15 protein-coding genes are annotated in these 17,785 nt (G+C 74.1%); 5 read left to right on the top strand and 10 right to left on the bottom strand.

The features are described 5' to 3' along the window. Window positions 1-127 precede the first annotated feature (127 nt). The 8 genes from ACFVQZ_RS25100 to ACFVQZ_RS25065 form a co-directional block, all read right to left on the bottom strand. Entirely contained in the window at window positions 128-2,710 is a 2,583-nt protein-coding gene (locus ACFVQZ_RS25100) for a hypothetical protein (RefSeq protein WP_383626238.1), read from the bottom strand. Then, on the bottom strand, window positions 2,707-4,590 hold the full coding sequence (gene pstS / locus ACFVQZ_RS25095; protein ID WP_383626235.1) for a phosphate ABC transporter substrate-binding protein PstS: 1,884 nt from the start codon (window positions 4,588-4,590) through the stop codon (window positions 2,707-2,709). Before pstS ends, ACFVQZ_RS25100 begins: the two co-directional genes overlap by 4 nt. Further along, a complete protein-coding gene (gene pstA / locus ACFVQZ_RS25090) occupies window positions 4,587-5,801 on the bottom strand; it encodes a phosphate ABC transporter permease PstA (protein ID WP_383626232.1) in 1,215 nt (404 codons plus the stop codon). Before pstA ends, pstS begins: the two co-directional genes overlap by 4 nt. 13 nt (window positions 5,802-5,814) lie before the next feature. After that, on the bottom strand, window positions 5,815-6,858 hold the full coding sequence (gene pstC / locus ACFVQZ_RS25085; protein ID WP_081959725.1) for a phosphate ABC transporter permease subunit PstC: 1,044 nt from the start codon (window positions 6,856-6,858) through the stop codon (window positions 5,815-5,817). Window positions 6,859-6,936: 78 nt separating this feature from the next. Continuing rightward, complete coding sequence (locus tag ACFVQZ_RS25080) at window positions 6,937-7,308, bottom strand: DUF1508 domain-containing protein (RefSeq protein ID WP_030498617.1); 372 nt, start codon at window positions 7,306-7,308, stop codon at window positions 6,937-6,939. A gap of 141 nt (window positions 7,309-7,449) precedes the next feature. Beyond that, a complete protein-coding gene (locus ACFVQZ_RS25075; protein WP_383626229.1) occupies window positions 7,450-8,094 on the bottom strand; it encodes a PH domain-containing protein in 645 nt (214 codons plus the stop codon). 58 nt (window positions 8,095-8,152) lie between these two features. Continuing rightward, window positions 8,153-8,782 (bottom strand): class F sortase, encoded by a 630-nt coding sequence (locus ACFVQZ_RS25070; RefSeq protein ID WP_383626226.1) that lies wholly within the window; start codon window positions 8,780-8,782, stop codon window positions 8,153-8,155. A gap of 117 nt (window positions 8,783-8,899) precedes the next feature. Beyond that, entirely contained in the window at window positions 8,900-10,666 is a 1,767-nt protein-coding gene (locus ACFVQZ_RS25065; protein WP_383626223.1) for a hypothetical protein, read from the bottom strand. Between the two features lie 328 nt (window positions 10,667-10,994). Between ACFVQZ_RS25065 and deoC the strand changes: the two genes are divergently transcribed. From deoC to ACFVQZ_RS25045, 4 genes are all read left to right on the top strand, one after another. Further along, entirely contained in the window at window positions 10,995-11,954 is a 960-nt protein-coding gene (gene deoC, locus ACFVQZ_RS25060) for a deoxyribose-phosphate aldolase (protein WP_030496883.1), read from the top strand. 5 nt (window positions 11,955-11,959) lie between these two features. Continuing rightward, on the top strand, window positions 11,960-13,396 hold the full coding sequence (locus ACFVQZ_RS25055) for an aldehyde dehydrogenase family protein (protein WP_383626220.1): 1,437 nt from the start codon (window positions 11,960-11,962) through the stop codon (window positions 13,394-13,396). After that, window positions 13,389-14,285: an aldehyde dehydrogenase family protein gene (locus tag ACFVQZ_RS25050; protein WP_030496881.1), complete on the top strand. Its 897-nt coding sequence runs from the start codon at window positions 13,389-13,391 to the stop codon at window positions 14,283-14,285. The genes ACFVQZ_RS25055 and ACFVQZ_RS25050 overlap by 8 nt, the downstream gene beginning before the upstream one ends. An 88-nt stretch (window positions 14,286-14,373) precedes the next feature. Beyond that, window positions 14,374-15,765, top strand: coding sequence for a TerD family protein (locus tag ACFVQZ_RS25045; RefSeq protein ID WP_383626217.1), 1,392 nt, complete (start codon window positions 14,374-14,376; stop codon window positions 15,763-15,765). 9 nt (window positions 15,766-15,774) lie between these two features. Here the strand turns inward: ACFVQZ_RS25045 and ACFVQZ_RS25040 are convergent, their stop codons facing one another. Next, window positions 15,775-16,173: a hypothetical protein gene (locus tag ACFVQZ_RS25040; RefSeq protein WP_030496879.1), complete on the bottom strand. Its 399-nt coding sequence runs from the start codon at window positions 16,171-16,173 to the stop codon at window positions 15,775-15,777. Window positions 16,174-16,225: 52 nt separating this feature from the next. Here ACFVQZ_RS25040 and ACFVQZ_RS25035 point away from each other — a divergent pair, with 52 nt between their 5' ends. Next, window positions 16,226-16,921, top strand: a complete 696-nt coding sequence (locus ACFVQZ_RS25035) for an ATP-binding protein (RefSeq protein WP_081959460.1) — start codon at window positions 16,226-16,228, stop codon at window positions 16,919-16,921. Between the two features lie 140 nt (window positions 16,922-17,061). Here the strand turns inward: ACFVQZ_RS25035 and ACFVQZ_RS25030 are convergent, their stop codons facing one another. Beyond that, window positions 17,062-17,781, bottom strand: coding sequence for a SigE family RNA polymerase sigma factor (locus tag ACFVQZ_RS25030; RefSeq protein WP_030496877.1), 720 nt, complete (start codon window positions 17,779-17,781; stop codon window positions 17,062-17,064). Between the last annotated feature and the right edge of the window lie 4 nt (window positions 17,782-17,785).

The raw sequence follows: 17,785 nt of genomic DNA, 5'->3' as shown, positions 1-17,785 counted from the left end.
TGATCTCCTCCGTGAAAAACGGATGTGTCATGGAATGGACGCGCAAGCAGATCCGGATTCTGGAATTCCCGGCCGGTCCGTCGACCGGCCGGGAACAAGAATTCCGTACCGGTGGATCCGGGAACCACTACACCCAGTCCTTTTTCAGGTGACGAATTCCTGTCCTAGGTGAATCCGCGGGGGTGCGGCGGCGGCCCGCGAATCCCAGGACGGCGGGTCCTGCGATTCCGGCGACACCGCCGGCGACCAGCACGGCGAGCAGGACCCAGCGGATCCAGCCGAGCACCGCGGAAGGCGTGGTGCCGGTGGACGCGGCGAGCTGCTCCCCCGGCGCGCCGCCGGAGCCGGCCCCGCCCGCGCCGCCGCCGCCGGACGCGCCGCCGGAGCCGCCGGGCGGGGCGGAGGACGGTGCTCCGGAGCCGCTGGTGCCGCCGTCCGCGCCGGAGGCCGTACCGGAGCCGGACGCGGTGCCGGAGCCGTCGCCGGTGGCGCCGCCGTCCGTCCCCGTGCCGCCGGCACCGGAGCCGGGCGCCGTCCCGGTCGTGCCCGGGCCGCCGGTCCCGCCGGACGTGCCGGTGCCGCCCGCGGTGCCGGCCGTGCCGCCGGGCCGGGGCGGCGCGCCGCGCTCCAGCCGGTCGGCCGCGGCGGCGGCCCGCTGCCGCAGCGCCGCCGGCATCGGCGCGTAGCCGGGGGGCAGTTCGCCGGGGGCGAGGCCCTGCCGCTGGCCGGGGCCGGCCGCGTACCGCATGACCCGCGCGTAGTCCCGGCGGGCGGCGTCGGGCAGGGCGGTGGAGGCGGCGGCGTAGGTGACGACGGTGAGCGGGTAGGCGCCCTTCCTGGCCCGCGCCGGGTCGGCGGCGAGGACCCCGGGGACGGAGGAGTCGGCGAGCTGTCCGACGGCCTCGGTCAGGGAGGCGCGGGTGGGGAGGACGAAGCGGCCGTCGGCGTTCGGCAGGGCCGCCGCCTCCAGGCCGTAGCGGGCGGCGGAGGCCAGGTCGACGATGCCGTACGCCCGGCGGGAGCCCGGGACGACGGGCGCCGCCTTCAGCTTGAGCCCGCCGGTCGCCGTGTCGTCCTCGGCCTCGAACTTGGAGTTGTGGCTGCCGCGCCGGATCCAGCGGGCGGCGTCGTGGAAGTCGTTGGCGTACGGGGAGCGGTCGAGCGCGCCGTAGGCGATGGTCTTCTCGCCGACGGTGAGCGGGGTCTCCGACGGGTCGGCCTTGGGGAACTCGTAGAGGCTCGTGCCGGCGACGTCCAGCTCCGCGTAGGAGGAATTCACCTTCATGCCCCACGGGTCGGGTTTCCCGTCCAGGAATTCCCGTGCGGCGGGATCGCTGCGCACGTAGTCCCAGACGACCCTGGCAGTGTCGGAGCGTTCGGCGGAGAGCAGGATTCCGCCGGGGTAGTTCATCTCGCCCTGCGGCGCCTCGGCGAATTTCGGGTTGAGTGCGAGGAATTCCGGGTCGCGGATGATCGAGACGGGGTTTCCCTTCAGGTGGGCGAGCGGTTCGAGGCCGGCGACGCCGACCCGGACGTCGTACGGGTAGGACAGGGTGAGCAGTTTGGCGAGGAGCCGCTGGTTGAGCCGCAGGTCCTTGACGAGGCCGATCCGGTCGGCCTCCCAGAAGAAGCCGACGGTGAGGCCGGTGACGGCGACGGGCGCGTGGACGAAGCCGGCCTTCTCGCCGCCCGGCACGGGTTCGACGGTGAAGGCGAGGCCGGGTGAGGTGGAGGTGGGGTGGAGCAGTCCGGAACGGGCGAGCTCCTCGCCGCGCTGGGAGAAGGTGAAGCGGGTGGAGTCGCCGGCGCAGAGGGCGGACTGCCAGGAGGTGACGGCCTCGGTGGCCAGTTCGGAGCCGGTGATCCGGCGCTCCTCGCGGTCGGTGGGGCAGGGGTCGCCGACGGGCAGGAAGTCGAGCGGGAAGACGAGCCGCTGGTTCCAGTTGGTCTGGGAGAAGGGCGAGCTCTGCGGCTTGTGGTTGTTCTGCGTCCCGTCCGGGTCGAAGGAGCCGCGGGGTACGACGACGAGCCAGCAGCCCCGGCCGCGCGCCTTCGCCCCGGTGCCGACGGGGGCGCCGCAGCCGAGGTGGGGGGCCTCGCGGGTGGACTGGAGGTGGAAGCCGACCTCGCCGGTGCCGTCGGGCTGGGTGACGGCGTACGGCTCCTCATTGGTGTCGCCGGGGCTGAAGTAGGTCCAGTCGGTGACCTTCTTCGTCGGCGGGCCGGAGACGGGGGTGAAGGGGACGAAGGGGCTGGTCTTCTGGCCCGGGTACTCGGGGTCGGGGATGTCCTCGGCGTACTGCTTCTCCAGCGGGTCCTGGCCGGCGACGAGCCGCCGCGAGCCGATGTCGACGCCGACGGCGAGCGCGCTGATGCTGGTGGCGCCGAACTGGCACTGTTCGCGCCGCGGCCCGGCGGGGTCGTCGCCCCAGCACTGCATGATCTGGAGGAAGTTCGTGCCCTGGCTGGTCGGCCTGCCGCCCTTCCAGGTCACCCGGAGGCCCTGTCCCCGCAGGTTCTTCGTCTGGTGGACGGTCACCTCCAGGCCGGTGAAGTCGTCGTGCGGGCCCTTGGAGCCGCGCAGCGTGACGGCGGAGCCGGCCGGTTCCGCGGCGGCGGCCGGCGGGTCCTGGGGCAGCGGCAGCAGGGCGAGGAGGAGCGCGGCGAGGAGGGCGCCGAGGCCGTCGGCGCGGATGCGGCGGGGGGTCATCGGGTTCCTCCCTGGCGGTCGGCGCGGCGGGTGAGGAAGCGCCCGACGAGCGGCGGGGCGATGACGGTGGCGAGCAGCAGGAAGGCGGAGAGGACCATCAGCAGGCCGCGCAGTCCCGCGCCGGAGTCGGCGGCGAGGGTGACGGGGGTGCCGGTGACGGGGCTGCCGGCGTAGCCGCCGGCGTCCGCGCCGCCGGCCGCCGCGCCGCCCGCGCCGCCCGCGCCGCCCGCGCCGCCGCCGTCGACGATGTCGCCGGTGTCGGGGTCGACGACCGGGCCTCCGGTGCCGCCGGTGCCGGTGGCCGCGCCGCCGGTGGACCCGCCGGTGCCGCCCGTGCCGGTGGCGCCTCCCGTGCCGGCGCCCGTGGTGCCGGTCGCGCCGGTGGAGCCCGTACCGGATCCGGTACCGGCTCCGCCGCCGGTGCCGCCGCCGCCCGTGCCGCCGCCGGTGGGGCCGCCCGGACCGCCGCCGGACGCACCGCCGCCGGAGCCGGCGCCGCCGGAGCCACCCGTGGCGCCGCCGCCTCCGGTGGCCGAACCGCCGGTGCCGCCGCCGCTGTTGCCGACCGGGGTGGCCGTGCCGCGGGCGCCGCCGGTGCCGTCGGCGCACTGCTGGGTGCCCTGCCGGTCGCACGCCTTGGGCCTCGGGGCGTTCTTGGCGAGGGTGTTGGTGCCGTCGGCGGAGAAGGTGGGGTTGCGGCAGGAGGACAGGTCGACGGCGCCGGTGGGCGCGCCGGGGATGCGGCGGACCTGGTCGAAGCCGGCCTGGACGAGGTTCCTCGGCAGCGGCGAGTAGCCGAGCTCCTCGGCCTGCTGCTGGCCCTCGCAGAGGAAGTAGCGGGCGAAGGTGCCGAGCGAGCGGCCCTTGTCGGTGGTGTGCGGGGCGGTCTCCGAGGTGGGGATGACCATGTAGCTGTAACTGGACAGCGGGTAGGCGCGGTTGTCGGTCGAGCGGTAGACGTCGTCGAGGATCTGGGTGAGGTAGTTCGCCGACGAGCGGTCGGTGTCGATGCGGGCCCGGAGCAGCGCCACGGCCACCGCCTGCGCGGTCGGCTCGACGTAGTAGCCGGACCGGTTGAGGACCTTGACGACCGGGAAGTGCGCGTTGACGGCGTACGAGTACTCGACGTAGGTGATCGCGCCCTCGCCCTGCGGCTGCCGGACGTGCGCGGAGACGCCGAGCGAGCCGGACTTGGCGACCGTGGTGGTGCCGGGCACCACCGGGAAGTAGGAGGTCATGCCGCAGGGGGTGGAGCGGCCGGCGCGCCGGCAGTGGTCGTTCCAGACGGAGCCGTGCTCCTTGGCGAGCCAGGTGGTGAACTGGGCGGTGGTGCCCGAGCCGTCGGAGCGGACGACGGGCACGATCCGGCGTGCCGGGAGGGTGAGGCCGGGGTTGTCGGCCTTGATCTCGGGCGCGTTCCACAGGGTCAGCTGCCCGGTGAAGATCTTCGCGAGGACCGGGCCGGAGAGGCGCAGGTTGGTGACCTGCCGGCCGCCGATGCGCAGGTTGTACATGAAGGCGGTGCCGCCGGCGACGATCGGCATGTACGCGTAGCCGCGGCGCGGCGGGACGTCGGTGGCGCCGCCGTCGGTGAGGCCGTACGGGATCTCGGAGACGGCGAAGTCGACGGTGCCGTTCTTGAACTGCTCGCGGCCCTGGGAGGAGCCGTTGGCGTTGAAGTTGACGGTCAGTCCGGTGTTGGCGCCGATGTTGCGGCGCCACTGCTCGACGGCGTTGGAGCTCCAGGTGGAGCCGGAGCCGGTGATCTTGGCGTAGCCGGCGGCCTGGGCGGCGGGCGGGCCGGCGAGGAGGGCGAGCAGCGCGCAGAGCACGGTGCCCAGGCCCAGGAGGGTGCGGGTGAGCGGGACGGGCGATCTCACGGCGTGCTCCTCGGAGGTGCGGGCGGGGACGGAAGAACGGAGGCGCGGGCGAAGCGGGCCGCGTCCTCGCGGGAGGCCGCCGCGCGGCGCCGCTCCTGGCGCCGGGTCAGCTGCCCGGGGCCGCGCCCGCCGGCGATCCGGGCGAGCACGAAGAGCAGCAGGACGAGGAGCATCAGCACGGCGGCGGTGCCGAAGCCGCGGGCGATCATGTTCGGTTCGGGCGACTTGACGAGCTCGAAGGTGGCGAGCGGCAGGGAGACCTGGGCGCCGGAGGTCGGCAGCGCGTTCAGTTCGGCGGTGAAGCCGGCGGTGAGCAGCACCGGCGAGGTCTCGCCGACGCCGCGGGCGGTGCCGAGGATGACGGCGGTGGTGAGGCCGGAGCGGGCGGTGGGCAGCACGACGTGCCAGACGGTCCGCCAGCGGGAGGCGCCCATGGCGTACGAGGCCTCGCGCAGGGTGCCGGGGACGAGCCGGATGACGACGTCGGCGGCGCGGATGATGATCGGCAGCATCATCACGGAGAGGGCGAGGGCGGCGGCGAGGCCGGAGCGTTCCATGCCGAGGGCGAGGATGACGGTCGCGTAGACGAACAGGCCGGCGACGATCGACGGGAGCGCGGTCATCGCCTCGACGATGGTGCGCACCAGGCGGGCGAAGGGGCCGGGGACCTCGCTGAGGAAGACGGCGCAGACGATGCCGGCGGGGACGGTGAGGACGAGCGCGATGCCGACCTGTTCGAGGGTGCCGACGACGGCGTGCAGGACGCCGCCGGTGTCGAGCGGTTCGAGGGGGCCTGCGAGGCTCATGTCCTCGGTGAAGAAGTTGAGGTGGACGAGGGCTTCGCGGCCCTCCCACAGGGTGAAGGCGACGACGAAGACGAGGACGGCGAGGAGGACGAGGCCGAGGGTGCGGACGACGACGCCGGCGACCCGGTCGCGGACGGCGGGCCCGTCCTCGTCGAAGGAGACGAGCAGCGCGTAGAGGCCGAGGAAGAGGGCGTACGCGACGAGGGCGAAGCCGACGGTGCCGGAGAAGGGCAGCAGCCGGTCGAAGAGCAGCCAGGTGAGGGCGAGCGCGGCGGCGGCGGCGCCGAGGACGGCGTACACGTCGGTGGCCCGGGGGCCGGTGGTGGTGCGGCGGCGTTCGGGTCCGGCGGGCGGGGCCTGGCCGGTGGGCGGGCGCAGGGCCGGCCGCTCCGGGGCGAGGGTCATGGAGGCTCCCCTGTTACGCGTCGCTGGACGCGCCGGAGCGGCTGCGGGCGACGATGGACGAGGCGGCGAAGTTGACGATCAGGGTCATGACGAAGAGCGCGAAACCGGCCGCCATCAGGGCGGACATGCCGAAGGCGGTGGCCTCGCCGTAGCGCAGGGCGATGAGCGAGGAGACGGAGCTGGTGCCGGTCTGGAGGACGTGCCACTGGATCGTGAAGACCTGCGAGATGACCATGTAGACGGCGATGGTCTCGCCGAGGGCGCGGCCGAGGCCGAGCATGGTGCCGCCGATCATGCCGCCCTTGCCGAAGGGCAGGACGACGGAGCGGATCATGCCCCAGCGGGTGGCGCCGAGCGCGTACGCCCCCTCGCGTTCGCCGGCGGGGGCCTGGGAGAAGACCTCGCGCATGATCGAGCAGATGATCGGCGCCACCATCATGGCGACGACGAGGCCGGCGACGAAGGTGGAGGAGGTGTAGACGGTCGGCGGGGCGAGCGGGTCGTCGGGGTCGGCGCCGTCGACGCGCAGGAAGGGGATCCAGCCGAAGTACGCGGAGATCCAGCGGGCGATCGGCAGGATCGACTCCTCCAGCCAGAACACCCCCCACAGGCCGTAGACGACCGAGGGCACGGCGGCCATCAGGTCGACGGTGGAGATGAGGGTGCGGCGCAGCCGGGGCGGCGCGTACTCGGAGATGTAGAGCGCGGCTCCGGTGGCGAGCGGGACGGCGACGGCGATCGCGACGAGGGCGATGAGGACGGTGCCGAGGAGGACCGCGGCGATGCCGAAGTTCCCGGCGTCGGGCTCCCAGTTCTCGGTGGTGAGGAAGGAGCCGCCGGCCCGGTCGAGGGCCTGCCAGGCGCGGTGCAGCAGGAAGCCGCCGACGAGGAGCATCACGGCGAGGACGAGCCCGCCGCCGGTGCGGGCGACGCCGCGGAACACCCGGTCGGCGGGGCCGGGGTCGGCGTGCAGCCGTCTCGGGATGTCGGGCAGGCCGTCGGGCCAGGGGCCAGAGGCGCCGGGCGGCGCGGGCGGATCGGTCGTCTCGGTCGTCACGGAAGGGACAGAAGTCCGGTCCGGTGGCCGCCCGCGTCACTCGGTCTGAACGAGAGGCCTCCGACGGGCAACTTCCGTTCACCATAAGGCGGTTGTGCTCCAGTGGGCGGCTTCGGCGGCCAGCAGGGCGCGGAAGCGGTCGTAGGCGGAGCGGCAGGTGGAGTGGCGTTCGTACGCCCTCCCGGAGAGGGCCGCGGGCCGGCCCTCGGCGTCCCGCAGCAGCCACACCCAGCCGTTGCCGCCCGTCGTGTGCTGCACCCCGCCGCCCATGGCCGCGTGCCCGGCGCACAGCGCCGCGAAGGCGTCCCGGCAGGCGGTGTGGTCGGCGAAGCACTGCCCCGACCGCGCCACCACCCGCCCGTTCTGCGCGACGAGCCGCCAGCCGTAGCGTCCGTCGGCTCTGACGTCGACCAGACAACGCGTCCCGGACACACCGGTGCCCTTGGTCATGGCCCCCACCCCCACAGTCTCGGCACGGGCAATCTATTGACCGGGCCGGGATCGTTGGGCGCTAAACCATCGGGGCGGGGCATGCTTCACCCCGCCGTTGCCCCTAGGACACCGGCGGGGTGCGGGCGGCGGACGCGGGGCTCAGCCGGTCGCGCCGAGGACCACCAGCAGGACCAGGCCGACGGCGGCGGGGACGATGATCTCGTACGCCCACCGCACCTGCGGCACGCCCTGCGCGCCCGGCCGGCCGCGGTAGGTCTCGGCCATCTCGCGCAGATCGGCGACGTTCTGGTCGCTCGGCGCGATCCGGGACGCGCTGTCGCGGACGTCGGCGGTGGCGGAGGTGCGCCCGTGCGGATCGTCCTGGGAGGCGCGGGCGGCCCGGCGGGCGGCCTTCTTCCGCTGCCGCAGCGAGACGGGCATCGCCCACAGCTGGTACTTGCCGCCGTCGTCGGTGAAGACCTCGCTGGAGTAGCCGGCGCGCACGTCGGCGACCGTGCCCCACGGCAGCAGGATCGCCCGGAACGGGTTGCGGATCCGCAGCCGCTCCTCGTTCGCGTACACGGCGGGCCGGAGGGTGAAGGCGGTGATCAGCGGCACGGCGAGCAGCAGCCCGGCCAGCGCCAGCCACGGCGCCCGGCCCTCGCCGCGCACCAGCGCGTCGGCGGCGAAGACGAGCGTCAGGGCGAGCAGGAAGACGCCTCCCGCGATGCCGAACGACGACCGGTAGACGCGGTCGGCGGCGGGGGACTCGGGGCTCGGCTCGGAGGGCGTGCGGCTCGTCATGCCGCCGATTCTGCCTCAGGAGCCGCCGGCGGGCTCGGGCGCCCCGCGCGGGGCCCGCTCAGGCGGGCCGGGCGGCGACCAGGTCGGCGTACAGGATGATGTTGTCGGGCCGGTGCCCGTCGACGAGGTCGCCGCCGCAGGTGACGATCCGCAGTTCGGGGCGGCGGGTGTCGCCGTAGACCTTGGCGGTCGGGAAGGCGTCCTTGTCGACCTGCTCCAGCTCGCGGACGCGGAAGACGGCGGCGGTGCCGTCCGCGCGGTCCACGGTGACCTCGTCTCCGACCCGGACCCGGGACACGTCCTTCAGCACGGCCGGTCCGCGCGCGGTGTCGAAGTGCCCGATGAGGACGGCGGGCCCGGTCTCGCCGGGTGTGACGCCCTTCCCGTACCAGCCGATCCGGTCGGCCTGCGCGACGGACGGCACCTCGACCGTCCCGTCCGCGTTCAGCCCCAGCTCCGGCACGCCCCGGGCGTCCACCCCGGCGGCGGGCAGCCGCACCCGCACCGGCAGGGACCGCCCGAGCGGGCGGACCGCCCCGGCCCGCTCGGCGGGAGCGGGCCCGGCGGACTCGGCGACGTGGGCGGGCGGGGTGGCCGGGGCGCCGTCGCCCCCGCCCGCGCACCCGGCGAGCGCGCCGAGCACGACCACCCCCAGCAGGGCGTGAAGCGAACGACGACGACGGCTCACGGACGACCTCCGGGCGGACGCGGCCGGCCGCCGCGGGGTGCGCGACGGCCGGCCTGGGACGGGGCGGGATGGGGGCAGCACCCCCGGTTGGTACGGGCCGGCTCCGGGCGGTACGGGTCAGCCCCGGGTGCCCGCCGCGCGGCGGCGCAGCACGGTGAAGACGAGGCCGGCGGCGGCCAGCGAGGCGGCGCCCACGCCCGCCGCGGCCGGCACGGCGGAGCTGTCCTCGGCGGCGAGCTCGGCGCCGGCCGCGACCCCGCCGCGCGGGATCACCGACGTCTGACCGCCCTGCGGGGCGGCGCCCCCGCCCTGCGCGCCGGGCACGGCGTTGAGGACGCAGCCCTTGGGCAGCTTCGGGAAGGCGTGCGTCGAGCCCGTCACCCCGCCCTGGGTCTTCGTGTAGAGCTTCGGGGCGGCGCCGTACGCGTCGACGATCCGGGCGACGATGCCGGCGCTCGCGGGCAGCGACGGGTGGGCGCGGTCGAGGACGCCGACGACCTTGTCGTCCCCGGCCGTGATGAGCTTCGCCTTCGGGCCCTTCGGGCTCATGATCAGCTTGGCCTCGGTGCCGGCGCCGATGTCGGCGAAGGTGGTGACGGTGCACGGGCCGAGGGCGTCCGGGTCGGTGTCGACCGGGCGCTCCTGGCCCTGGCCGCCGCCGCCCATGCCGTACGGCTGCGGCGCGGCCTGCTTCGCCGAGCCGGGGATGTAGGCGGCGAAGCCCCCGTCGCGCTCCAGGACGACGACGGCCTTGCCGAACGTCCAGGCCGCGCGGTCGCCGTTGACGTACAGGACGCCGCGCCCCTCGCCGCCCTCGGCGAGCCGGAGGCCGTAGCGGCCGTCGGTGCGGACGAGCTCCAGGACGGTGCCGTCGGCGAGGCGGTAGATGCCGGGGGTGGCGCCGGGACGGTAGTTGCCGACCCAGTTGTGGACGCCGCCCTCCGGGTGGAGGACGAAGAACTCGCCGTTGTCGTTGCCGGCGGCGGGCCGGGTGTTCGCGTCCAGCACCCCGACGCGGTGGCCGTCGCGGAACAGCTCGGCGCGGTGGTGGAGGGCGTTCACCTTGTAGATCTTGGCGACGGTGCCGCCGATGAGGGTCCGGGTGCCGACCAGGGTGCCCTGCCCGGTGCCGGTCGCGACGGCGGTCACCGTGCCGCCGGAGTCCAGGGTGACCGCGTGCCCCGCGAAGACCTTCGTCTCCTTCGCCGGGTAGCCGGCGCCGGCCTTCAGCTCGCCGAGCGTCCGCCCGGCCCGCTGGACGGTGGCGGTGTAGTACGGGTGCTGGTCGCCGCGCGCGTACACCCGGGCGGACAGGCCGCCGGCGAGGGTGTCGGTGCGGAGCAGGTGGCCGTTCGGGCCGATGGCGGTGGCGGTGACCTTGCCCTGGAAGTCCAGGGTCACCACGTGCCCGACGATGATCCGGGTGTCCTTCGCCGGGTACCCGCCGCCGGCCTTCAGCTCGCCGAGGGTGTGGCCGTCGCGGACGACGGTGGCGGTGTAGTACGGGTGCTGGTCGCCGCGCCGGAACACCTGGGCCGTCATCCCGCCGGCCAGCCGGACGGTCCGGACCGGGGTGTCGGCGGAGGAGGCGGGGGCGGCGGGGGCGGCAGCGGCGCCGGCGGCCTTCCCGGGCGTCTTCGCGGCGGGAACGGGCTTCCCGGCGGGAACGGCGGGCTTCCCGGCGGGAACGGCGGGCTTCCCGGTGGGAACGGCCGGCTTCTGGACGGCACCGGCCGTCTTCCCGGCTGGCGCGGGCGCCGCGGCGGCGGGCTTCGGCGCCGGGGCGGTACCGGCGGCGAAGGCGCTGCCGGCCGCGAGGACCGGGGTGGCGGCGACACCCGCGACGAGCGCGGTGGCGAGGGCGGTGCGGAGGGCGGTGCGCATGACGACTCCCGAAGAGGTTCGGTGGCGGAATGGACGAGTCGCACGCCGCTGATGTCTCCTCGGGGAGGGCCGGTGAGTTCTCGCTGGCTGCTGATAAGAATCTAAAGATCTCGTATGGGGGATCCGTCCGTTCCGTGTCACGAGCGCGTGACAGCCGTCACGACCCCCGACGCCCCTTTCACGCGCCCCCGTTCACGCCCCCCGCACCCCGCCGCCGCACCCCTCCCCGCCCGACCACCACGCCGTCCCCCGCCCCCTGACCTCGGCCTCCCCGGCCGCCCTCCCCTGTACAGGTCGCTACGCGCGTAGATATGCTCGACTGGTGACCATGCCCACCACTGCATCCGCAGCAGCAGCTTTCGCCGACGTGACCGCGTCCGAGAGCACGCTGCGCCGCTTCCTCCACGGGCTGCCCGGCGTCGACGCCGTGGGCCTGGAGGCGCGCGCCGCGTCCCTCGGCACCCGTTCGATCAAGACCACGGCCAAGGCGTACGCCATCGACCTGGCCATCTCCATGATCGACCTGACGACGCTCGAAGGCGCGGACACCCCGGGCAAGGTCCGGGCCCTCGCCGCCAAGGCCGTCCACCCCGACCCGACCGACCGCACGACCCCGACGACCGCCGCCGTCTGCGTCTACCCCGACATGGTGGCCACCGCCAAGGCCGCCCTCGCGGGCTCGGACGTCAAGGTCGCCTCGGTCGCCACCGCCTTCCCGGCGGGCCGCGCGGCCCTCCCCGTGAAGCTGGCCGACACCGCCGACGCGATCGCCGCCGGCGCCGACGAGATCGACATGGTCATCGACCGTGGCGCCTTCCTCGCCGGCCGCTACCTGGAGGTGTACGAGCAGATCGCCGCGATCAAGGCGGAGTGCGGCGACCGCGCCCGCCTCAAGGTGATCTTCGAGACCGGTGAGCTGTCGACGTACGACAACATCCGCCGCGCGTCCTGGCTCGGCATGATGGCCGGCGCCGACTTCATCAAGACCTCGACCGGCAAGGTCGCGGTCAACGCCACCCCGGCGAACACCCTGCTCATGCTGGAGGCGGTGCGCGACTTCCGCGCGCAGACCGGCGTGCAGGTCGGCGTGAAGCCGGCCGGCGGCATCCGCAACACCAAGGAAGCGATCAAGTTCCTGGTGCTGGTCAACGAGACGGCCGGCCCGGACTGGCTGGACCACCACTGGTTCCGCTTCGGCGCCTCCAGCCTGCTCAACGACCTGCTGATGCAGCGCCAGAAGATGGCGACCGGCCACTACTCCGGCCCCGATTACGTGACGGTGGACTGATCGACATGACCTCCCCCTTCGAGTACGCCCCCGCGCCCGAGTCGCGCGCGGTCGTCGACATCGCCCCGAGCTACGGCCTCTTCATCGACGGCGAGTTCACCGACGCGGCCGACGGCAAGGTCTTCAAGACCGTCTCCCCCTCCACCGAGGAGGTCCTGTCCGAGGTCGCCCAGGCGGGCGCCGCGGACGTGGACCGCGCGGTGGAGGCCGCCCGCCGGGCCTTCGCGACCTGGTCCGCGCTGCCCGGCTCCGAGCGCGCCAAGTACCTCTTCCGCATCGCCCGGATCATCCAGGAGCGCAGCCGCGAGCTGGCCGTCCTGGAGACCCTGGACAACGGCAAGCCCATCAAGGAGACCCGCGACGCGGACCTCCCGCTGGTCGCCGCGCACTTCTTCTACTACGCGGGCTGGGCCGACAAGCTCGACCACGCCGGCTTCGGCCCCGCGCCGAAGCCGCTGGGCGTGGCCGGCCAGGTCATCCCGTGGAACTTCCCGCTGCTGATGCTGGCGTGGAAGATCGCCCCGGCGCTCGCGACCGGCAACACGGTCGTCCTGAAGCCCGCCGAGACGACCCCGCTGTCCGCCCTGTTCTTCGCGGACATCTGCCGCCAGGCCGGTCTGCCCAAGGGCGTCGTCAACATCCTGCCCGGGTACGGCGACACCGGCGCCGCCCTGGTCGCGCACCCGGACGTGAACAAGGTCGCCTTCACCGGCTCGACCGCCGTCGGCAAGCAGATCGCCCGCACGGTCGCCGGCACCGGCAAGAAGCTCACCCTGGAGCTCGGCGGCAAGGGCGCCAACATCGTCTTCGACGACGCGCCGATCGACCAGGCCGTCGAGGGCATCGTCAACGGCATCTTCTTCAACCAGGGCCAGGTCTGCTGCGCGGGCTCCCGCCTGCTGGTCCAGGAGTCGGTCCAGGACGAGCTGCTGGACAGCCTCAAGCGCCGCCTGTCGACGCTCCGCCTCGGCGACCCGCTCGACAAGAACACCGACATCGGCGCCATCAACTCCGAGGAGCAGCTGACCCGCATCACCTCCCTGGTGGAGCAGGGCGAGGCAGAGGGCGCCGAGCGCTGGTCGCCCGCGTGCGAACTCCCCACGTCCGGCTACTGGTTCGCCCCGACGCTCTTCACCAACGTCACCCAGGCGCACACCATCGCCCGCGACGAGGTGTTCGGCCCGGTCCTGTCGGTGCTCACCTTCCGCACCCCGGACGAGGCCGTCGCCAAGGCCAACAACAGCCAGTACGGCCTCTCCGCCGGCATCTGGACGGAGAAGGGCTCCCGCATCCTCGCGGTCGCGAACAAGCTCCGCGCCGGCGTCGTCTGGGCCAACACGTTCAACAAGTTCGACCCGACTTCGCCGTTCGGCGGCTACAAGGAGTCGGGCTTCGGCCGCGAGGGCGGCCGCCACGGCCTGGAGGCGTACCTCGATGTCTGAGACGACGACCGCACGACTGAACGTCTTCAAGACCTACAAGCTGTACGTCGGGGGCAAGTTCCCCCGCTCCGAGAGCGGCCGGGTGTACGAGGTGAACGACGCGAAGGGCAACTGGCTGGCGAACGCCCCGCTCTCCTCCCGCAAGGACGCCCGTGACGCGGTCGTCGCCGCGCGCAAGGCGCAGGGCGGCTGGGCCGGCGCGACCGCGTACCTGCGCGGCCAGATCCTCTACCGCGTCGCCGAGATGCTGGAGGGCCGCCGGGACCAGTTCGTCCGCGAGGTCGCGGACGCCGAGGGCCTGTCGAAGTCCAAGGCGGCGGCCGTCGTCGACGCGGCGATCGACCGCTGGGTCTGGTACGCGGGCTGGACCGACAAGATCGCGCAGGTCGTGGGCGGCGCCAACCCGGTCGCCGGCCCGTACTTCAACCTCTCCACCCCGGAGCCGACCGGCGTCGTCACCGTGATCGCCCCCCAGGAGTCGTCCTTCCTGGGCCTGGTCTCGGTGATCGCCCCGGTCATCGCGACCGGCAACACCGCGGTCGTCATCGCCTCCGAGAAGGCCCCGCTCCCCGCCCTCTCCCTGGGCGAGGTCCTGGCCACCTCCGACCTCCCCGGCGGCGTGGTCAACATCCTGTCCGGCAAGGCGTCCGAGATGGGCCCGCACCTCGCGGCCCACCTGGACGTCAACGCCATCGACCTCACGGGAGCGGACGCCGACCTGGCCCGCGACCTGGAGATCGCGGCGGCGGAGAACCTGAAGCGCGTCCTGCGCCCCCGTACCGAGGACTTCACCGCGTCCCCCGGCACGGACCGCATGACGGCCTTCCTGGAGACGAAGACCGTCTGGCACCCCACGGGCTCCCTGGGCGCCTCCGGCTCCTCGTACTAGCCCACGCCGTCCGGTCCCGCTCCGCGAGGCCCCCGGGTTCCCGCCCGGGGGCCTTGCGCATCTCCGCGATCGACCGCAAGATCCGGTCATGCTGAGGGGATTGATCAAGGGGGACAACGCCTTCGTCCCGACGGCCGCGCTGCGCGTCGCCGTCCGGAGCGGGGTGGACGTCGCGGCGCTGCTCGTGACCGAACAGGGCAGGGTGCGGGGGGACGCCGACATCGTGTTCCACGGTGCCCCGGCCCACGTGTCGGGCGCGGTGCGGCTGTCCGGCGGCGCGGACGGCGACGAGGAGGGCACGGTCTGGCTGGACGCCGACCTGCCGGGCGTCGAGGAGCGGATCGCCCGCCTCCTCGTCGTCGCGTCGACGGAGGAGGGCGCGCTGCGGGACGCCCGCGGCCTGTCCGTGGAGGTCTTCGGGCCGGACGGCGCGACGATCGTGGCGTACGAGGTCACCGACGCGGGCCCCGAGACGGCGATGGTCGTCGCGGAGCTGTACCGCCGCTCGGGCGGCTGGAAGTTCCGCGCGGTCGGCCAGGGGTACGCGGACGGGCTGACGGGTCTCGCGGTGGACCACGGCGTCGACCCCGACGGGGAGCCGCAGGACGCCGTGGAGCAGCCCGCGCCCCAGGCCCCGTCCGCCGCCCCCGCCCCGCTCCGGCGCCCCACCCGGGACGAGCTCCTGGACATGACCGAGGAGCAGATCCGGGCCCTGGCCGAGGCGCATGCCCAGGCACGCGCCCAGGCAGGGGCGCAGACGCCCCCGCCGGCGGCTCCCGAGCCCGAGCCGCGGCCCGACCCGTCGGCCTGGACGTGCGGGCCCGTCTTCACGCCGCGCACCGCCACCGGCCGGGACAACGACGTGATCACCGAGAACGGCCTCCCGCCCGGCCCCGTCATGGTCGAACTGACCGTGACGGGCCCCGGTTACACGGGACTGTGGCCGCTCGACGACTCCAACACCAAACGGTCGTCCATCGTCAGCAGCACGGAAACGGACTTCCGGGGCCGGGTCATCACCTCCGTCCCCGGGCACGGGCGCCTGCGCCTGCGTCTGGAAGCGGACGGCCCCTGGAAGCTGCGGATCCTGCCCCTGGCGGAGGCCCGGCGCCTGTCGGAGAGCCGGCTGGAGAGCCGGGGCCCCGACGTGCTGCTGCACACCGGGGGGACGGCCGACGCCGTCTTCCGCTACAAGGGCAGCAGCAACTTCATCGTCTACCTCTACCGGCTGGCGGGTCACACCGACCCCACCAGGCTTCCGAAGTCCGGAGGGTCCGCCGTCAACGAGATCGGGGCGCGCAAGGAGACCCTGCCGCTGCCCGAGGGCCCCGTCCTCGTCTGTCTGACCTCGGCGGACGGCCCGTGGGACGTGCGCCTGAAGGACGTGAGCCTCCACAGCGGCGGCCAGGAGGCCGAACCTGCCGCGAAGCTCCCGGCGCCCCGGGGGGCACGGGCCTGGCTGCGCCGGGTGCGGGGCTGAGCCGCCCCGCTACGGCAGCAGCTTCTGCGTCAGGGGGCCGGCGACCGGCAGGTCCGCCACCGCTCCGCCCTGTGTGAGGTGGTCGGTGACCAGGTTCGTGCCGACCGGCTTGAAGTCCGCGACCTGGGTGCCGACGCCGTTGGCCAGCGGGTCGACGCCGGTCTTCGCCAGCGGGTCGAGCTGCAGCCGGGTCAGCGGCCCGATCCCGTGCGTGACGCCGGTCAGCGCGCCCGCGCCGGCCGCCCCGGCGTCCGTGCGGGTCAGCGAGTCCACCGGCAGCGGCAGCGGCGCCGCGGCCTGGGCGGCGGCTCCCGCGCCGAACACGGCGGCGCCGGCCGCGGTGACGCCGAGACCTGCCTTGAACAGCAGACCGCGACGGGGGTCCTTCGGCTCTGCGTGACGGGCCATGAGGGTCCTTCCCAAGGGTGAGCGGGCGGCCACCGACAGTAGTGGAGGTGTGATGCTCGATACCAACGGACCTCCTCGGTGGTCCCCTGGACGGGGTAATGCCTCACACTGGTGTCCCGTGAGTTCCCAACCGATCCCGACCCGGGTCGTCCTGCTCGCGGGCCCCTCCGGCTCCGGCAAGTCGTCCCTCGCCGCCGTCACCGGCCTCCCGGTGCTCCGCCTCGACGACTTCTACAAGGAGGCCGGCGACCCGTCGCTCCCCCTCGTCGAAGGAAGCGGTGACGTCGACTGGGACTCCCCGCGCTCCTGGGACGCGGACGCCGCCGTCGCCGCGATCGTCGAGCTGTGCCGTACGGGCCGCACCGACGTCCCCGTCTACTCGATCGCCACCAGCTCGCGCACCGGCAGCGACCGCCTCGACATCGCGCGGACCCCGCTCTTCATCGCCGAGGGCATCTTCGCCGCCGAGATCGTCGACCGCTGCCGGGAGCTCGGCCTGCTGGCCGACGCGCTGTGCCTGCGCGGCCGCCCGTCCACCACCTTCCGCCGCCGGCTCGTGCGCGACCTGCGCGAGGGCCGCAAGTCGGTGCCGATGCTGCTGCGCCGCGGCTGGCGCCTGATGCGCGCCGAGCGCGCCATCGTCGCCCGCCAGACCGCCCTCGGCGCCCACCCGTGCGCGAAGCCGGAGGCGCTGGGCCGGCTGGCCGCCGCCGCGGCGGGCCGCCACCGCACGCCCGCGAGCCGCTGACCCGGGCGCCCCGGGAAACCCGAAGCGGGCCGTACGAGACCCCCCCGGACTCGTACGACCCGCTTCGTTCTTTCCCCCGTGCGGCCCCAGATCCCCCCTGGAGCCGTCCCCCGTGTTTCCCCCGTGTCCCCCCGTGATCCTCAGGCGACGAGTTCGCCGAAGGACTCCTCCTCGTCACGGCCGAAGCTCAGCACCTCGTCCTCGCGCAGTCGCCGCAGCGAGCGCCAGATGCTCGACTTCACCGTGCCGACGCTGATGTCCAGGATCTCCGCGATCTCCGGATCGGTCCGGCCCTCGTAGTAGCGCAGCACCAGCATGGTCCGCTGGAGCTCGGGCAGGCGGGCCAGGGCCTGCCACAGCACCGCGCGCAGCTCGGTGCCGCGCATCGCGTCCGTCTCGCCGACCGTCTCCGGCAGCTCCTCCGTCGGGTACTCGCTGACCTTGCGCCGGCGCCAGGCGCTGATGTGCAGATTGGTCATCGTGCGGCGCAGGTAACCGCCGACGGCGGCCTTGTCGCTGATCCGGTCCCAGGCGCGGTACGTGGAGAACAGCGCGCTCTGGAGCAGGTCCTCGGCCTCGAAACGGTCACCGGTCAGGTGGTAGGCGGTGGCGTACAGGGAGGCCCGGCGCTCCTGGACGTAGGCCGTGAACTCGGCCTCCGAACAGGAACGCTCCCCCGTGGCCTCCCCGTACGCCGCTCCCCCGTCAGCGACGGCGACCATGTACGGCGCCTTGCGCTGACGCCCGACGGTACGAACGCACCCCCGTCCGTTCACACCCCCGGACTTCTCGGTGCTCCGCACGACGTCGTGGAGACGTGTGACGACTGCGCTGGAGGTGGTGCTGTGCAGTGCGTTCATCTCG

Source organism: Streptomyces sp. NPDC057854 (assembly GCF_042797055.1).
In the GTDB taxonomy this organism is placed as follows: Bacteria; Actinomycetota; Actinomycetes; order Streptomycetales; family Streptomycetaceae; genus Streptomyces.
Note: the sequence above shows the minus strand (reverse complement) of the source record. Positions and strands in the feature narration are given on the sequence as shown.